The organism is Mucilaginibacter humi (assembly GCF_013087555.1).
Window position 1 is genome coordinate 1 of record NZ_JABFCR010000029.1, and the last position, 15,206, is coordinate 15,206.

Annotated in this window: 22 protein-coding genes and 2 pseudogenes; 9 read left to right on the forward strand and 15 right to left on the reverse strand. The window is 41.4% G+C overall.

The features are described from left to right. Positions 1 to 181: 181 nt before the first annotated feature. Positions 182 to 307, reverse strand: coding sequence for a hypothetical protein (locus HK413_RS19585; protein WP_262886824.1), 126 nt, complete (start codon positions 305 to 307; stop codon positions 182 to 184). A gap of 213 nt (positions 308 to 520) precedes the next feature. Between HK413_RS19585 and HK413_RS07415 the strand changes: the two genes are divergently transcribed. The 8 genes and pseudogenes from HK413_RS07415 to HK413_RS07440 all read left to right on the forward strand — a co-directional run bounded on the left by HK413_RS07415 (position 521) and on the right by HK413_RS07440 (position 5,099). After that, on the forward strand, positions 521 to 1,198 hold the full coding sequence (locus tag HK413_RS07415) for a pseudouridine synthase (protein WP_175269723.1): 678 nt from the start codon (positions 521 to 523) through the stop codon (positions 1,196 to 1,198). Between the two features lie 31 nt (positions 1,199 to 1,229). Further along, a complete protein-coding gene (locus HK413_RS07420; protein ID WP_175269724.1) occupies positions 1,230 to 1,511 on the forward strand; it encodes a hypothetical protein in 282 nt (93 codons plus the stop codon). An 80-nt stretch (positions 1,512 to 1,591) separates the two neighbouring features. Next, positions 1,592 to 2,140 carry a DUF4337 domain-containing protein gene (locus tag HK413_RS07425; RefSeq protein ID WP_175269725.1) on the forward strand — a complete coding sequence of 183 codons (549 nt, stop codon included), beginning with the start codon at positions 1,592 to 1,594 and terminating at the stop codon, positions 2,138 to 2,140. A 113-nt stretch (positions 2,141 to 2,253) separates the two neighbouring features. After that, positions 2,254 to 2,478: a hypothetical protein gene (locus HK413_RS17270; protein WP_246230001.1), complete on the forward strand. Its 225-nt coding sequence runs from the start codon at positions 2,254 to 2,256 to the stop codon at positions 2,476 to 2,478. Positions 2,479 to 2,696: 218 nt separating this feature from the next. After that, positions 2,697 to 3,520, forward strand: a pseudogene (locus HK413_RS17275) (putative oxidoreductase C-terminal domain-containing protein). Positions 3,521 to 3,541: 21 nt separating this feature from the next. Then, positions 3,542 to 4,669 (forward strand): DEAD/DEAH box helicase, encoded by a 1,128-nt coding sequence (locus tag HK413_RS07435; protein ID WP_317169372.1) that lies wholly within the window; start codon positions 3,542 to 3,544, stop codon positions 4,667 to 4,669. Between the two features lie 61 nt (positions 4,670 to 4,730). After that, a complete protein-coding gene (locus tag HK413_RS20945; RefSeq protein WP_317169373.1) occupies positions 4,731 to 4,847 on the forward strand; it encodes a DbpA RNA binding domain-containing protein in 117 nt (38 codons plus the stop codon). 24 nt (positions 4,848 to 4,871) lie between these two features. Beyond that, complete coding sequence (locus HK413_RS07440; RefSeq protein ID WP_246230003.1) at positions 4,872 to 5,099, forward strand: DUF1456 family protein; 228 nt, start codon at positions 4,872 to 4,874, stop codon at positions 5,097 to 5,099. Positions 5,100 to 5,109: 10 nt separating this feature from the next. On the opposite strand, the gene HK413_RS07445 is transcribed toward HK413_RS07440, so the two are convergent. The 3 genes from HK413_RS07445 to HK413_RS07455 all read right to left on the reverse strand — a co-directional run bounded on the left by HK413_RS07445 (position 5,110) and on the right by HK413_RS07455 (position 8,112). After that, positions 5,110 to 5,679 (reverse strand): CAP domain-containing protein, encoded by a 570-nt coding sequence (locus HK413_RS07445; RefSeq protein WP_175269727.1) that lies wholly within the window; start codon positions 5,677 to 5,679, stop codon positions 5,110 to 5,112. Between the two features lie 171 nt (positions 5,680 to 5,850). Further along, a complete protein-coding gene (locus tag HK413_RS07450; RefSeq protein WP_175269728.1) occupies positions 5,851 to 6,579 on the reverse strand; it encodes a hypothetical protein in 729 nt (242 codons plus the stop codon). 180 nt (positions 6,580 to 6,759) lie between these two features. Further along, complete coding sequence (locus HK413_RS07455; protein ID WP_175269729.1) at positions 6,760 to 8,112, reverse strand: DUF3943 domain-containing protein; 1,353 nt, start codon at positions 8,110 to 8,112, stop codon at positions 6,760 to 6,762. A gap of 224 nt (positions 8,113 to 8,336) precedes the next feature. On the opposite strand from HK413_RS07455, the gene HK413_RS07460 reads away from it, so the two are divergent. Beyond that, positions 8,337 to 8,555, forward strand: a complete 219-nt coding sequence (locus HK413_RS07460; RefSeq protein WP_175269730.1) for a hypothetical protein — start codon at positions 8,337 to 8,339, stop codon at positions 8,553 to 8,555. Between the two features lie 87 nt (positions 8,556 to 8,642). Here the strand turns inward: HK413_RS07460 and HK413_RS07465 are convergent, their stop codons facing one another. From HK413_RS07465 to HK413_RS07485, 11 genes and pseudogenes are all read right to left on the reverse strand, one after another. Continuing rightward, positions 8,643 to 9,380, reverse strand: a complete 738-nt coding sequence (locus tag HK413_RS07465) for a DUF2490 domain-containing protein (RefSeq protein ID WP_175269731.1) — start codon at positions 9,378 to 9,380, stop codon at positions 8,643 to 8,645. A 162-nt stretch (positions 9,381 to 9,542) separates the two neighbouring features. Then, a complete protein-coding gene (locus tag HK413_RS07470) occupies positions 9,543 to 10,643 on the reverse strand; it encodes an aldose epimerase family protein (protein WP_175269732.1) in 1,101 nt (366 codons plus the stop codon). A 21-nt stretch (positions 10,644 to 10,664) separates the two neighbouring features. After that, positions 10,665 to 11,579 carry a DUF6282 family protein gene (locus HK413_RS07475; RefSeq protein WP_175269733.1) on the reverse strand — a complete coding sequence of 305 codons (915 nt, stop codon included), beginning with the start codon at positions 11,577 to 11,579 and terminating at the stop codon, positions 10,665 to 10,667. 3 nt (positions 11,580 to 11,582) lie between these two features. Continuing rightward, positions 11,583 to 11,971: pseudogene (locus HK413_RS22090) on the reverse strand (glycoside hydrolase domain-containing protein). Continuing rightward, entirely contained in the window at positions 11,865 to 12,188 is a 324-nt protein-coding gene (locus HK413_RS22095; protein WP_394353144.1) for a glycoside hydrolase domain-containing protein, read from the reverse strand. Before HK413_RS22095 ends, HK413_RS22090 begins: the two are co-directional and overlap by 107 nt. 8 nt (positions 12,189 to 12,196) lie before the next feature. After that, a complete protein-coding gene (locus tag HK413_RS19595; protein ID WP_317169374.1) occupies positions 12,197 to 12,490 on the reverse strand; it encodes a glycoside hydrolase domain-containing protein in 294 nt (97 codons plus the stop codon). A gap of 5 nt (positions 12,491 to 12,495) precedes the next feature. Next, positions 12,496 to 13,155 (reverse strand): glycoside hydrolase family 92 protein, encoded by a 660-nt coding sequence (locus tag HK413_RS19600; RefSeq protein ID WP_262886825.1) that lies wholly within the window; start codon positions 13,153 to 13,155, stop codon positions 12,496 to 12,498. 178 nt (positions 13,156 to 13,333) lie between these two features. Further along, positions 13,334 to 13,690, reverse strand: a complete 357-nt coding sequence (locus HK413_RS17280) for a hypothetical protein (RefSeq protein WP_317169375.1) — start codon at positions 13,688 to 13,690, stop codon at positions 13,334 to 13,336. Continuing rightward, positions 13,615 to 13,839, reverse strand: a complete 225-nt coding sequence (locus HK413_RS17285; RefSeq protein WP_246230004.1) for a hypothetical protein — start codon at positions 13,837 to 13,839, stop codon at positions 13,615 to 13,617. Before HK413_RS17285 ends, HK413_RS17280 begins: the two co-directional genes overlap by 76 nt. A 317-nt stretch (positions 13,840 to 14,156) precedes the next feature. Continuing rightward, positions 14,157 to 14,288, reverse strand: a complete 132-nt coding sequence (locus tag HK413_RS19605; protein WP_262886826.1) for a hypothetical protein — start codon at positions 14,286 to 14,288, stop codon at positions 14,157 to 14,159. Between the two features lie 37 nt (positions 14,289 to 14,325). Beyond that, entirely contained in the window at positions 14,326 to 15,177 is an 852-nt protein-coding gene (locus HK413_RS07485; protein ID WP_175269734.1) for a dienelactone hydrolase family protein, read from the reverse strand. Positions 15,178 to 15,206 lie beyond the last annotated feature (29 nt).

The following is a 15,206-nucleotide window of genomic DNA, read 5'->3' on the forward strand; positions in this document are numbered from 1 at the left end:
GTTCGACGCCCGAGGCCTGGATTAGTTTTAACTTCTCCACCAACGTTTGCTCAAAATCACTTGCATTTACACTTGCAGCGCCTTGGCCTTACATAAAAGATCAGCCTTAGTACGTGCAGCACAGAATAATGGCTGTCATATAAAACCTGAATAAGCCCATTTAGCTGTTAGCTAAAATAATTTATAATTCATTAGCATAAATCTTAAGTATAGTATCCTTTACCACATTTAGCTTGGTTATGGCTTTAAACTGGCTAAGCGTAACTTCCGACGGCCACCTTGGCGCTGTTAAATTTAAGATCAGCACCCCATTGTGTAAGGTCTACTAAATGCACACCTACATCCTGTACCTTCACCCTGCAGCACAGGCTTAATTGCGCATTATAAAGGTAAAGACGATACGGAATCGTATCATAAAGAGATTGATGGCTTGTTCCTGGTGTATAGGAGCCAGGATAACAAAACACTAAAATCAATTAACTATTCGCCTGCGGATCTGGGTAAAATATTGGGATAATTGATGCTCGATATACTTTATCGCGACGAATATCTTATTGCTATTAATAAACCGCATGGTCTGTTAGTGCACAGGTCGCCTATAGCGGCAGATGCGGAAGAATTTGCATTACAATTATTAAGGGATCAAGTAGGCTTAAAAGTTAACCCCGTACACAGGTTAGACAGGGCCACCGGCGGCATACTGTTATTCGCCTTAAATAAAGAGGTTGAAATAGCAATGCAACAACAATTTGCTGATAACCGGGTTGCAAAAAAATATTCGGCAATAGTTAGGGGACACACCCCGGATAGTGAAGATATAGATTATCCTTTACGTAAAGAAAATGGTGCTTTACAGGAGGCATATACTAGCTATAAAACGCTTAAACGGGCCGAAATTGCCGTCCCGTTAGGAAAACATGATACTTCAAGATATTCGTTGATAGAAGTTAGGCCCTCAACAGGGCGTATGCACCAGATAAGAAAGCATTTAAGCCATATTAATCACCCCATAATTGGCGATACCACACACGGGTGTAACAAGCAAAATAAACTGTTTAAAGAAAAATGGGAAATGACCACGCTATTATTACATGCTTCGTCGTTGTCGTTTAAACACCCTGTTTCCCGGGAGCATGTTATCATAAACGCGGCCGTTAACAGCGAGTTTAGCCGCATAATGAATTTAATGGACTGGTAAACAAAAACAAAACTCCTTTTATAATAACAACATGATAGAGCAGATTAACTACACCATTTACAAGGATGGAGAAGAACATAGCATTACTATAACACCACATTACGAAACTCAACCCAACGGTGACATTTATTTAACCGGCGTTTTTAAATTAACAGAAGGGAATGTTGGCTTAGGTGATATCGTATTTGATAATCATTTAAAACAATGGGAGTATACAGGGATGGGTTATCTTAACCATAATGATGTAGCGGAGATAGCCAGTTTTATACAAGTTAAAGATGCGGATGATGCAAATAATATCAGTGAAGTGTGATTTGCTATTTAACTATTGCAGGTAAACGTTTCTAATTTTACCTTTACTGTCAAACCAATTAAAACAGCCTGTATTGCTACATGGACGAAATAGAGAATTATTCTGAGAAAATTCATGAACAAAGTAACGAGCACGCACACCATATGCTGGCCGAAGGCAAAGAACGGTGGGTGTTGTTTGTGGCGCTTTCTACAGCGTTAATAGCAGTATTGGCTGCCATAACCGGCTTGTTGGCCGGCGAGCACGCGGATGAAGCTATGCTGGCCCAGATCCATGCCTCAGACCAATGGGCATATTACCGTGCAAAGGGCATTAAATCAGAAACACTAAATCAAACCAATAAATTATTGCTTGCTTTCGGCAAAACCCCAATTGTTGCCGATGAAGAAAAGATACAAGAAAACAAAAAAGAGCAGGCAGAAATAAAAGAAAAAGCAGAAGAGTTTCAAAAAGAATCAAATGTGCATGTTGCCAAACATAGCGTTTTTGCAAGGGGCATAACGCTGTTTCAAATTTCAATTGCCATAGGCGCTATATCTATTATTGTTAAACGCAAAAGCCTGTGGCTGGTTAGCATACTCTTTGCAGGTATTGGTGTTTTCTTTTTAATTCAGGGCGTTTGGTTTTAATCTTAAATTTTTATGAAAAATATTTTTAATAGTTGTGTTGCTGCGGGTGCAATATTGCTAACAATACCGGCAATTGCGCAGGTAAAAAAGCAAGCAAGTTTAACCTGATAACTTTGGATCCGGGCCACTTTCATGCCGCATTGGTGCAAAAAACAGATTTAAATGATGTTGGAAGTAATGTTTATGTATATGCTCCGCAAGGCCCCGACCTGCAAGCGCATTTAAGTAAGATAGATGGTTATAACCATCGCCCTGCTGATCCATCGCATTGGAACGAGGTGGTATATGCCGGTAATGATTTCTTTGATAAAATGATCAAAGAAAAAAAGGCAATGTAGTGGTGATGGCGGGTAATAATCAAAAGAAAACCGAATACGTAAAACGATCTATTGATGCTGGTTTTAATGTTTTGGGCGATAAACCAATGGCTATTGACAATCAGCATTTTGAGATGCTTAAAAGCGCCTTTGCTAATGCCGCTAAGAAGAAACTGGTACTGTACGATATCATGACCGAGCGTTATGAAATAACCAACAACCTGCAGCGTGAATTTGCTATGATACCCGAAGTATTTGGTCAGCTTAAAAAAGGCACCCCGCAAAACCCGGCTGTCGAGATGGAAAGCGTACACTATTTTTATAAATATGTGTCGGGTAGCGTATTAAGCCGTCCGGCCTGGTTTTTTGATGTGAAACAACAGGGTGAAGGTTTACAGGATGTAGGTGTGCATTTAGTAGACCTTACACAATGGGAGTGCTTCCCTGACAGGATAATTGATTATAAAAAAGATATTAAATTTAACAGCGCCAAGAGGTGGCCGTCGGAAGTTACGCTTAGCCAGTTTAAAGCCATAACCAAGCTAAATGCTTTCCCGGAATTTTGAAAAAGAATGTGGTAAAGGATACTATACTTAAGATTTATGCTAATGGCTCTGTTAATTATAAATTATTTGGCACCAACATTAAGCTAACAGCTAAATGGGCTTATTCAGCGCCTCCGGGAAGCGGTGACAGCCATTATTCTGTGCTGCACGGTACTAAGGCTGATCTTTATGTAAGGCAAGGCGCTGCAGAAAAATTTACCCCGGTTTTATATATAGAGCCGGTAAATGCAAGTGTTGATTTTGAGCAAACGTTGGTGGAGAAGTTAAAACTAATCCAGGCTAAGTATCCGGGCGTCGAACTAAAAAAGCAAGACAAAGGCTGGGTGCTTATCATTCCCGAAAAATATAAAGACGGGCACGAAGCGCATTTTGGAAGGGTAACCGAAAAGTATTTAGATTATCTGCGTAACGGTAATATGCCTAAATGGGAGGTGCCTAATATGATAGCCAAGTATTATACCACTACTACGGCGTTGGCCCCTGGCAAAGGGAGGTAAATAGTTTTATTACCCGTATCTTTGCGCCATGATAAAAAAGCGCTTGAAAACCTTAAGATCACCGCATTAAACGAAATGCAGAATGCGGCAATAAATGCCGATTCAAAACGTGATCTGATCTTACTTTCGCCGACAGGCTCGGGTAAAACATTAGGTTTTTTATTACCGGTATTAAAGTCACTGCATCCGGATGTTAACCTGGTGCAGGTGCTTATACTGGTGCCATCGCGCGAACTGGCTTTACAGATAGAACAGGTATTCAGAACAATAGCCAGCGGCTTTAAGGTTAATTGCTGTTATGGCGGGCATTCCACCAAAATAGAAAAGAATAACCTGTCGCAGCCGCCGGCTGTTTTAATTGGTACACCGGGTCGCATAGCATATCATTTGCGACATGAAAACTTTAGTACCGAGGCTATCCACACATTGGTTTTGGATGAGTTTGATAAATCATTAGATTTTGGTTTTCAAACAGATATGGCCATAATTATCCGCCAGTTAGAACACTTAGGCAGGCGAATACTTACATCAGCCACCGGGATGAATGAAATACCTGATTTTACAGGTGTGAAAGATCCTGTACAGTTAGATTACCTCAGCAATAAATCCAACACGCCTGATATAAAACTGAAAGCTGTTATAGCAGAACCGGCAGACAGGTTAGATGCCTTGTTTTCATTAATATGTAAAATAGGAAACAGAACTACCCCGGTTTTCTGTAACCATCGTGAAGCGGTTGACCGAATCAGCGATTTGCTTTGGGGCCGTGGTATAATACATGATATATTTCATGGCGGCATGGAGCAGGAGGACAGGGAGCGGGCATTGTTAAAATTCAGGAACGGCAGTCACCGGTTGTTGATCACCACTGATCTTGCGTCGCGAGGTTTGGATATACCCGAGATAGAATATATTATCCATTACCAGCTGCCGCATAACGAAGAGGCATTTACCCACCGCAATGGCCGCACGGCCCGGATGCACGCCAAGGGAACCGCATACCTGATATTAAGTGAAGATGAAAAGCAGGACTACTTAAAACAAAAACCGGAGATAGAAGAATTACCCGAAAACCTATCTTTACCTGAAATTACGCCATGGGCCACTTTGTACATCGCCGCAGGCAAAAAGATAAGATCAACAAAGTAGATATTGTTGGGTTATTATTAAAAAAAGGTGAGTTACCAAAGGATGACTGGGGTTAATAGAGGTGTTAGATAACACGTCCTATGCGGCGGTTAAGCGCACACAGATTGAAAAATTAGTTGATCGTTTAAAAGGCGAAAAAATAAAGAATAAAAAAGTAAAGATCGAAATATCAAGATAGAACGATATGAGTAACAATGATATAATGAAAAAATTGAGGGTAGCTATGAAGTTTACCGATGATGATATTGTAAAGGTGTTAGAGCTGGCAAATTTCCGGATCACTAAAACCGAACTTGGTGCCATATTTCGTGCGGATGATCATCCCAACTTTAAGCCCTGTGGCGACCAGATCCTGCGTAATTTTTTAAACGGGTTAATTATTCACCAACGCGGCCCACGGCCGGAACGCAGTCAAAATACATCTAAGTAATTGCTCAAACTTAGTGATGCTCTGCTGTTTTCCCCTGTATAATAGTAGCTTTCCCGCTTTTTATCATCCGCTGCATTTCGGTCGAAAATTCTTCGCGCCCGCCAAAATCCTGCACCCAGTAGGTGTCATCTACCCAAACGCCAACTTCTTTAAAATCTGGGTTCATCAGGTTCATACAATGCGGTTCGCTTTTAAACCAGCCAGCCATTACTATATCAATAGTTGGTTGTCCCTGCGCAATATTTTCGCCTACAGTAAAGCTTCTAAAACCTTTATGGTTATAACCTGCATTTTCGGCCCTTGTCATCGCAGTGCGACCGTCTTTACTAATGTGGCTGAAAAAATGTTTCTTAGCAATTTCAACAGCATGGCCTTTAGCTGCTTTTTCTAATTCGTCATTCCAGGTTATAGGAGGTACGGGCGGCATATAGGTAGTACCACAATTGCAGCCTCTTTGACGGATGCGGTTAATTGATTCTAAAAATTGTTTTTTAAACTTTTTGTCGCCGGGCTTTGGGTTATCTCCGGGTTGGTTAATTACACTAAATGCTAATATCAGCGATAGAATAAAGATCTTCATATGTTACTAAGACAATAATTGAGATACGAAGTTTAACCGTTATTATTACGTTTCCTGCGTTTGCGTTTCCTGTAGAAGAATATTGAAACTATACTTAACAAGCCAATAACAATAACCAGTATTATAATGAGGCTATCTTTTTGGAGTAGTTTGCTTTGGAAAGTTTCCTGCTCACGGGATATACTTTTTTTTTTTAACCTGTAAGGAATCTTGCGCTTTAGCAATCATTACCTCCTGACCTTTAAGCAGGCTATCCTCAATAAAATCATGCCTTTTGGACGCGATATCTGCCTTGGTATAATTTTTTAAATGCGTATAAAGCAATGCATAGCTTTCCTGAACCTTTGACTCAGTTTTAGGCTGATGATTATCAATAGACAGTTTCAAAGCCTCATTCAGATCGCGCATGGCAAGACTGTAATCTTTTATCTCCATTTTAATATTGGCCAAAACTATAAGTGATGCCATTATATTAGGGATGTCTTTTTTAGCACGCGATAAGCTATTTGATTGGAGGATGAACCATTTTGCTTGCGGATATTTTTTTTGCGACCGGTAAACCTTTGCCAGATTATTAAAAGTGGTACATAAGCCGGCGGTATCGCTTAAATTAGAATATGAATGCAGTGCAAGATAACTGTAATTTAAGGCCTGCGATTGATAAAACCTTTTAGTACGGCTATCCGGGTTATCGTATTTTAAATATTCGGCAGCTATTTGAGTGTACAGGTTTGACTTTAAAGTATCGTTAGTAGCTAATTGTAATTGTTGTTTTAAACTATCTAATGTACTTAGGGTAGTCACTACAGGTTGTTTAACAACAGTATCAGTGATTAAAGTATAACCATACGAACTAATTCCGTAAGTCAAAATAAAAATAAATAGGATAAGTTTCTTCATTTTAATCCGCTTTTACACAGCCATCAAACAGTATTCAAATAGTATGCCTATTATGCAACTGCCTGTATTAAAGACGGATCCTGTTGTGAAAGGGAATTAAATGTACAACCAAAAAACTTAATAATGAAATTATAGTATACAAAACAGTACACCTTATCTTAACGTTATAAAAATTATCGTTTAAAAACTTATCGTATACCGACTCGAAAAACGCAGATAAGGATAGTTCCGGTTTACATCAGCATATTTTTGATAACTGCCATGCAAGGCAAAATACCCCGACTCGGCACTAAACGCAAAATTCTTTGAAAGCGTAATAGTTGCTTCGCTTGAAACTGTATGTAAAAAATAATGCGATGGATGCCCGTTTATGGTTACCGTCCAGCCGCCACGATAGTTTATCCCATAAGTAAAATGGTTCAATATGGTTAAAGCCCCACTGGCGTTTACAGAGGCGCCGGTACCATAATCATAGTTTCGCCCATTGGCATAATAAAGGTAAGGATCAGGCGTAGCCGAAAGTAATATCGGCCCTGCACCAAATACAGTATTAATCTTGAGTTTTTTTGAAAGATCATATTCTGACAGCAGGTTCATCTTAACACTTTGCGCGCCATAAAAGAAAGCCGAGTTATGAAGGAAATCATAATTTGCGGAAAGTACAGCCACGTGTTGTAGTTTTTCGTTGGTTTTAATTTCCCAGCCTTTTAATGAGCCATATACACTAACCATGTTTACCTTTGAGCTGTCATCCTTGCCAAATTCAACGTTCATAGTAAAGTTACTAAACGGGGTGTCATAATCTTTATAAGGAGTTCCGTATAATATTTTAACATGGCCGTACCATCCAAAATTACTGTTGTGTAGAATATTAGTATTGCTTCGATTAAAAGTACGTACACCTGCGTCAATTTCGGCAGTTATTATCGACGAGTCGATCTTGGAGTTGCGCCCCACTTTTCCCCATTTGCCATCTAAAATACGGTTAAGCCCGTTAGCCGGATTAATGATAAAACCTAAAACCTCGGTCGCCTGTCTTCTAACCCCGGTACGTTGATTATTTACCAGTTTATTGGCCAGGCGGTGGGTCATTTCGCCCAATACTATACCGCCAAAACTGGTATTTATAAAGTCGTTAGGAGAAGGGGGTTGGGTCTCGGCGGTGGTTTCCCATACATAACTACCAACCATTACAGCTGGTACCGATTGCCAAAAGGTGTAACCATTAGAGCGGAAAGTGTTAAAAAACAGACTGCCATGAAATGGATGTCCAAACTGATTGGTTTGAAAGGGATCATCATCCCAAGCCCAACTGTTGGGTTTTAAGTTGTTACGAACACTTTTAAGTGATATATCGGCATAGTCCTTTTTAGCTATAAACTTATCATACGACCATGGGATTATTTCCATCAACCCTAATTCAATTACCGCGCGGTCAAAATGAGCAGGCCGGTCGCGCCAGCGTAACCGGGGTTTGGGTATACTGTCTTTTTTAACCGGTTGTTCGTACGTGGCGGGTACCTGCGCATACAATTTGGTAGTTATAAATGAACAGCTTACAAGGAATGTAAAGATGACTGCAACTTTTTTTACATATAAGCATCTGTGGTTAAATTGGGGTAGGGATATTATCATGTCTATAGGTATCAGAAATAAATGTTGCCTATAGAAGCAGATAACCAAAAGAATTGTTTTAAGGATATATAATTAAAACACAAAGTTTATATATTTGCGCTATATATTTTTGTGTATCTGATATGAAAAAGACCTTAGGACTTGTAATTACTTTAGTTGGTATATTAATAGTAGCTGGCGCGTTTGTTTTTACGCCTGATCATGCTTTAAACGCAGCTGATTCAGGAAATGGCATAAGTGCCTCTGCCGGTTTAGCTTATGGCGGTTTTATCGTTTTTGGTATCGGTATCGTACTTTACATATCAAGCTTACCATTAGCCGGCGAAAAACAGCACGACTAATTCCCAAATCCTTTTCTTAAAAAAATGCCGCCAACTATAAGTCAGGCGGCAGTATGTTAAGTAACGAATCTTCCTCGTTATGTTCTATTATTTACCAAACCTGGTATATAAGGCTATTTGCGCTATGTGATTAATGGTATGTGCAGACGTTTGTTGCACATATTGATTTAAATAACCTGCATCTATATCCATTCTGTTACTGAAACGATAACCCAAAGCCACATAAGCGCGGTTTTGATCAAAAACATGATTGTTTATTTTGTCATTGTTTTGAATATTGGCAAACACTTCGTTTTGCAAGGCAAGGAAAGTCCCCTTAGTAAAAGTTGGCTCGTTATTAAACGGAATAACGCCCCTTATAAAATATCTTACCCGTTGTGAAAATACTTCTTGTTGTGTTGGCGTAGCACCCAAAAAACGCTGTTCTAAACGGAAGCGATGTGTAATAGCTGTATTTATACCAGCCTTTTGCGAAATTATAAACTGTTCAAAGATCCTGTTTTCGCTGCGGAACGTTTTACCGCCTGTTGCGGTACGGCCATTTGCTGATACATACGCATAACCTAAAGTTGCGCTTTTATTACCGCCAAAATAGTAATTTAGGTTAGGACGCAGTAAAACATTTTTCAGGTAATCTGCATGGTGCGCCGAGCGGAACTGCCCGTCGAACGATGCGCCCCAATGTTTTGAGAAACGCTGTGTATGAAACCATGCGGCCCATCCCGATAATTCGTTAGTTTGAGCGGTAGCAGTTTTAACGTAGCCAATTAAAAATATTGCCGAACAGATAAATATTCTGATAAAATTAAGATAAGATATATGCATAAATAAATGTATTATGATTAATTAATAAGCTGCGAATATAACAGATGACCCTTGAAAATTCATTTTGATAAGTGATTAAGTGGTGAATTTTTTTATACCCATGGGCAAGCTATTGTACTTTGCCATTACGGAATACCCCGTTTTTCGGCAAGTAGATACTTATCACTTCCTTACTGAAAACTTATAAACAGTTTCCGATTTAAAAATCTCGCCCGGTCTTAAAATCACGTTAGGAAAACCTGGTTGATTAGGCGAATCGGGAAAATGCATCGTCTCCAAACAAAGCGCGCCCCATTTGTTAAAGTGCTGTCCGCCGCGGCCGATAATCCTTTCATTAAAATGATTGCCTGTATATACTATAAGGCATGGCTCGGTAGTGTAAGTTTGCAGCACGCGCCCGCTTAAGGGTTCATATGCAGTTGCAGCAAGCGCTAATTTCCCAGATGCGTTGTTCAAAGCATAGCTCAAATCATAACCATTGCCGGTTGCCGCGATATCTTTACCGATCTCCTTAGGCTGAGTAAAATCATAAGGCGTACCTTTTACATCTAATAATTTACCACTTGGCATTACGTCTTTATCGGCTTCCAGATATTTATTAGCAAGAATAGTAAGTTGCGTGTTGTTTACTTTATCTGTAGTACCTGATAGATTGAAGTAAGTATGATTAGTTATCACTACCGGCGTTGCTTTATCAGTAGTTGCCCTATAGCTCAGCTTTAACTCGTTATTGTTTGTCAGGGTATAGGTAATGGTAGTAATTAAATTACCGGGGAAACCATTCTCGCCATCTTTACTTAAGTAAGTCAGCTTTAAAGCCACTTCTTTACTTCCGGGCACCTCCTCAATGGCCCACACTTGTTTATCAAATCCACGCGGTCCGCTGTGGATGTTTGACGGCAGCAAATATTCTTTACCATCAAGTGTGAATCTACCCTTGGCTATACGATTTGCTACCCGGCCAACAGCGGCCCCTAACAAAGCGTTATTACGCCCCAGATATTGTTTTAATGAATCGAAGCCTAATACTACATCGCCTAACTTATTATCGCGGTCAGGGGCGAGGATATCAGTTATAGTAGCGCCATAATTAATAACTTTAACCTGCATGCCGCTGCTGTTTGTTAGCGTGTACTGGTAAATGTGCTGCCCGTTAATCTCACCATAAATTGTTTTGGTAATCGATGGTTTTCCGGGTTTTGCAGCAAAAATATTTGCCGTAAGACACAGTGTTAGTGACGATAACAGTATTGCTCTTCTCATTATATGTAAAGTGATAGGTGATTAATTAATATCCAATCCCAACAACCTCGCCGGATTTTTGCGGGCTATCAAATCTATTTCACGCTCGCTCAAGCCATTTGTTTTTAAGGTTGCTATAAATGCCCGTAATCCATCAGGAGGCAAGGGGTTATTCTTTTGCCCCAGGTCGGAATCGATAATAACATGATCGGCGCCAATAGACTTAATCGCGTTAGCATATTTAGCTATTCCTTCTTTATCCTTCGCGTTAGGCAAACCCGCGGGTTGAAAGCAAAACTCAATCACCGCACCCATAGTAGCCATTTGTTTCATCTGATCCAAGGTAGCGCCAAGCAGCATGGCATGGGTTACCACAATATTTTTAACGCCCGCGGCTTTAGCTGCCGGTATTAGTATCAATGACTCGGCCGGACTTGAATGCCCGGTTTCAAACACCAGGTTATTTTTGGCGATGATCTGGAATACTTCGGCCATTTCAGGCACAGGCTTTCCATCTTTAACCACCGAAACAAACTGTCGCGGCCCGGGAGCATGTTCGAATGCATTTTCGGCATCAGCGGTAGGCAGCCAGACAACTTTGCCTCTGTGGCCCTCAAATTGCGCCATGCGCCGCACTGCTTCGGCATTAATCCCACCGGCAGAACGGTTTAAGACAATGCCACCAAATACTTCTATCCCGGGTACTTCCTGCATAGCAATTTGCGCACGGCCTGCAGTCATAAAATAATGGTTCTTGAGAACGATGCCGCGCATACCCTCTTTCTTAGCCAGTTTAGCTAAGTCAATATCACTTATGGCGCGGGCGATAACATCAGGCCCTGTATGGCAATGAAAATCAATAACGCCTGAAAGGGGATTAGTATCAGTAGAAGTTTGCGCACAAGCCAAATTGGCCAGCAATAACCCCGTAAATACTAATCCCGCCCGTTTTAACATATTTTATCTGGTTAAAGAGAATGGCTTATCGCCGGCACCAAGTCCCCTTTGTTCATTAGGCTTGTTACCCATTTCCAATTTTAAAGTGCCGCCGTTCACCAAATCGCTATGCGTTATAAAGTTTTTAGTATAAGTTTTACCATTAAGGCTTGCCGATTGGATATAAACATGATTCTTATCATTAGCCGCGGCATCAATTACAAATTTCTTACCGTTCTCTAAGTTCAGGGTGATCTTTTTAAACATCGGGCTGCCAAAAGCATACTCGCCGGTGCCGGGGTTACACTATAAAAGCCTAAAGCGCTTAACACATACCACGATGATGTTTGTCCACTGGTCTTCATCGCCCGGGTAACCGTTCTCAGTTGCGTTATAAAGTTTATACATAACATCGCGTGAGTGGAATTGCGCTTTCCACGGCTGGCCTGCATAGTCATACAGGTAAACCATATGTTGAATAGGCTGGTTGCCATGGGCATACTGACCTAAATTAGCCATCACCATTTCGGTCATTTCATGGATCATTCCCCTGTAAGTACCAACTTTAACTTTATTAGGTTCGGTAAATACCGAGTCGAGCTTTGCTGTGAAATTTCTGTCACCGCCCATCAGGTTAATTAAACCCTGTGTATCCGGAAAACCGACCGGGTATAATGCCATGAGTTGCCCTCGGTAAACGGGCCGCCCCATTCAATCGGATCGAAATCTTTCGTCCATTGCCCGTCGGCACCTTTTCCCTGCATAAAACGGGTGGCGGGGTTATATACATTTTTGTAGTTGTACATCTGGCGGGCAAATACGTCCATGTAGTATTTGTTGCCCGTCATTTTAGCTAACTGGTAACCGCACCAATCATCATAAGCATACTCCAGCGTTTTAGCTGTAGACTCGCGATAATTAGGATAAGGCACATAACCTAACTGGTAGTATTCTTTCCAGCCGTCCCGGCCGTTTGCAGGCCCCGGGGCCCTTTTGATCCTGCTTCATGTAAATAAGCCGCCAATGCTTCGTTAGGATCGAAAGTATGGATACCCTTAGCCCAGGCATCTGCCAATAAAGAAATTGCGTGATTCCCAATCATACTGCCACCCTCGCTCGGGAACGACCATGATGGTAACCAGCCACATTGCTTATAAGCATCAAGTAACGCCTGCATATACCGGCCATGCATTTCGGGCTGGATCAAAGCATTAAGCGGGAACTGCGCACGGAACGTGTCCCAGAAACCGGTATCGGTATACATATATCCGGGGTGTATCGTGCCATCATAAGGGCTAAAGTAATATGGCTTACCATCGGCACCTATTTCGTAAAACTTTCTTGAAAACAAGCTGGCGCGGAAGAAGCAAGAGTAAAAAGTTTCCATATCCTCTTTGCTGCCACCTTCAACAGTTATTTTACCTAACGATTTATTCCAAACCGCGGCAGCGTTGGCTTTGGTTTGTTCTAAAGTTTTATCTGCGCCTAACTCGCGGTCGAGGTTTAACTGTGCCTGCTCTGCGCTGATGTAAGATGATGCTGTTTTAACCTGCACCTTCGCACCATCTTTAAACTGAATATAAGCGCCTTTGCCCAAGCCCTGTGCTTCGGTCGAATCAGCATTAATGGTATTCTTTTTATTTTCCCGGTACCAAAAGTCTTAATGGGTTTATCAAACTGTATTACAAAATAGCTCTTCCAGCCTCTTTTAAACCCCGCACCATTATTTACAAACCCGGTTATTTTGTTTTCTTTTGGGAGGATCTTTACACCACTTAAACGGTCATAACCATCAAGAACCAAAAAGCTTTTTTGCCTGATGGATAACTAAAGCGAAGATGCGCTCCGCGTTCAGAAGGTGAGATCTCTGTCGTGATCTTATTATCAAACGTAACTTTGTAGTAGTTTGGCTTCGCGATTTCGTGAGTATGACTGAACCTGGCCTCGCGTTTATTTTCGTCCACAACTAACTCGCTCATCGGCATTAATGAAAATACGGCGTAGTCGCGCGTCCACGAGCTACACTGGTGTGCTTGCTGGAAACCACGGATATGATCTAAAAAATATTGGTATTTCCAGCCATCGCCGTTTTTGCCGGTTTGCGGTGTCCGGTATGCATGCCAAAAGGTAATGCAGTTGTGGGGTAGGTGTTACCTCGAGTTAGCTGGTGCTTGGAGTTAGTACCCTGTAAGGTATTCACATAATGCACCAGGTCGGGTTGTTGTGCAAATGCAAAGTTTACAGATAGTAAAGGGGTAAGAAAAAGTAATTTTAGTTTCATATGTTAATTGGCCTAAATAGTTGGTAATAGGGGAGCCGTTGGTTATGCGGCTTTACATCCCAATTATAGGAAATTATATAAACGTAAGGGCTATTGTAATAATTAACTTACTTAAGAGAAAAATACCTGTCAGCGGGGGACGCAATGCGTTGCGTCTCTACAGCGATTCTATATAGCTGTCACTTCGCCATTCTTAACCATTAGCTTACCCGTAAATATCAAACTCTTATCCATCCTTGCCGCAATCGACTGCTTAATAACATCGGCATTACGCGGCACCTTTTTGTTGAATACCTGCTTGCCATTTATGGTAACGGTTACCTTTTATCAAGATTTAATAAGTTGTCATTTAAGTAGATATACAATACTTCTTGCTCATTCTCTAAAATATTGATATCGTTCCCGCTTACCGCCACACGTACTTTAAGGCCTTTCTTTGTTGTTTCCAATGGCATGCCCAGCCAGTAAAACTGATCGCGCAGGATATCATCCTCGGATCCAGATCACATCCTTTGGTAAAGTGTTACGGGTATACGATGCCAGCCATGGCACAGCTATGGTGTCCTTCCTGTTCATCCAGTGTGGCATGTCGGGGTAAACATGGGTTTCGTGGGTGAAGTTACCGGGATAAACTTGTTGTAGACTATCCAGTCGCTTACCCCATTGTGCAACCAATTCATTACGGTGATAGGCCGCGTCCTTACCGCCTACAAATGCCATAAAGGGTACGTTCTTTAAGTTCAGAATTTGCGCATCGCCGGGATGGCCCGCCATCATTGATGCCGCTGCCCAATAATCGGGCAGGCGCGGCGCCAGTTGAAACACACCATCGCCGCCGGCCGAGTAACCCATCACATAAACCTTATCCGGGTTTACGTCATCCATCACTATCTCGCTTTTAATTACCTCGGTTAATAGCTCATCCATTGGGTAATCATGCCACATGTTCCAGGCATCAACGGGCGATCGCGGTACAAAATATACGCCCTCTTTTAACTTATAAAGTTTCTTCTGATTTTCCCATTGCTGGTCGTTAACCCTTGGTGCGGTACCGCCGCCACCATGCAGCGAGATATATAAACTACGGCCACCGGCAGGTTTATCGCCAAATATTTGTGTAGTAAACTTCATGATGAAGTTTTTATACTGGATCTGGTGTGCTGCCCATTCGGCCTCGGCTTTTGGTTTTTGCAGTTCCATTTGGGTCTGAAGCTCGGCAGCAGCTATTTGGTCGGCTTTTTTGCGGCTTAAATTGGTTTGCGCTAAAGTGGATATCGTAAAAAGTGTTACCAGGCTAAATATTGCGCAGGTTTTTAAATCAAAGTAAGTTTTGGTCATCAGGGATATTTTTGTTTGCTAAATTTAAC

Excerpts from the sequence above, each read along its gene's own strand:
- HK413_RS07475 (WP_175269733.1), bottom strand. The coding sequence starts at position 11,579 with ATGTTAAAACGGGCGGGATTAGTATTTACGGGGTTATTGCTGGCCAAT.
- HK413_RS07420 (WP_175269724.1), top strand. The coding sequence starts at position 1,230 with ATGATAGAGCAGATTAACTACACCATTTACAAGGATGGAGAAGAACAT.
- HK413_RS17285 (WP_246230004.1), bottom strand. The coding sequence starts at position 13,839 with ATGAAACTAAAATTACTTTTTCTTACCCCTTTACTATCTGTAAACTTT.
- HK413_RS07460 (WP_175269730.1), top strand. The coding sequence starts at position 8,337 with ATGAAAAAGACCTTAGGACTTGTAATTACTTTAGTTGGTATATTAATA.
- HK413_RS07440 (WP_246230003.1), top strand. The coding sequence starts at position 4,872 with ATGAAAAAATTGAGGGTAGCTATGAAGTTTACCGATGATGATATTGTA.
- HK413_RS07470 (WP_175269732.1), bottom strand. The coding sequence starts at position 10,643 with ATGAGAAGAGCAATACTGTTATCGTCACTAACACTGTGTCTTACGGCA.
- HK413_RS07415 (WP_175269723.1), top strand. The coding sequence starts at position 521 with ATGCTCGATATACTTTATCGCGACGAATATCTTATTGCTATTAATAAA.
- HK413_RS07465 (WP_175269731.1), bottom strand. The coding sequence starts at position 9,380 with ATGCATATATCTTATCTTAATTTTATCAGAATATTTATCTGTTCGGCA.
- HK413_RS07445 (WP_175269727.1), bottom strand. The coding sequence starts at position 5,679 with ATGAAGATCTTTATTCTATCGCTGATATTAGCATTTAGTGTAATTAAC.
- HK413_RS07450 (WP_175269728.1), bottom strand. The coding sequence starts at position 6,579 with ATGAAGAAACTTATCCTATTTATTTTTATTTTGACTTACGGAATTAGT.
- HK413_RS22095 (WP_394353144.1), bottom strand. The coding sequence starts at position 12,188 with ATGGGCGGTGACAGAAATTTCACAGCAAAGCTCGACTCGGTATTTACC.
- HK413_RS07425 (WP_175269725.1), top strand. The coding sequence starts at position 1,592 with ATGGACGAAATAGAGAATTATTCTGAGAAAATTCATGAACAAAGTAAC.
- HK413_RS07485 (WP_175269734.1), bottom strand. The coding sequence starts at position 15,177 with ATGACCAAAACTTACTTTGATTTAAAAACCTGCGCAATATTTAGCCTG.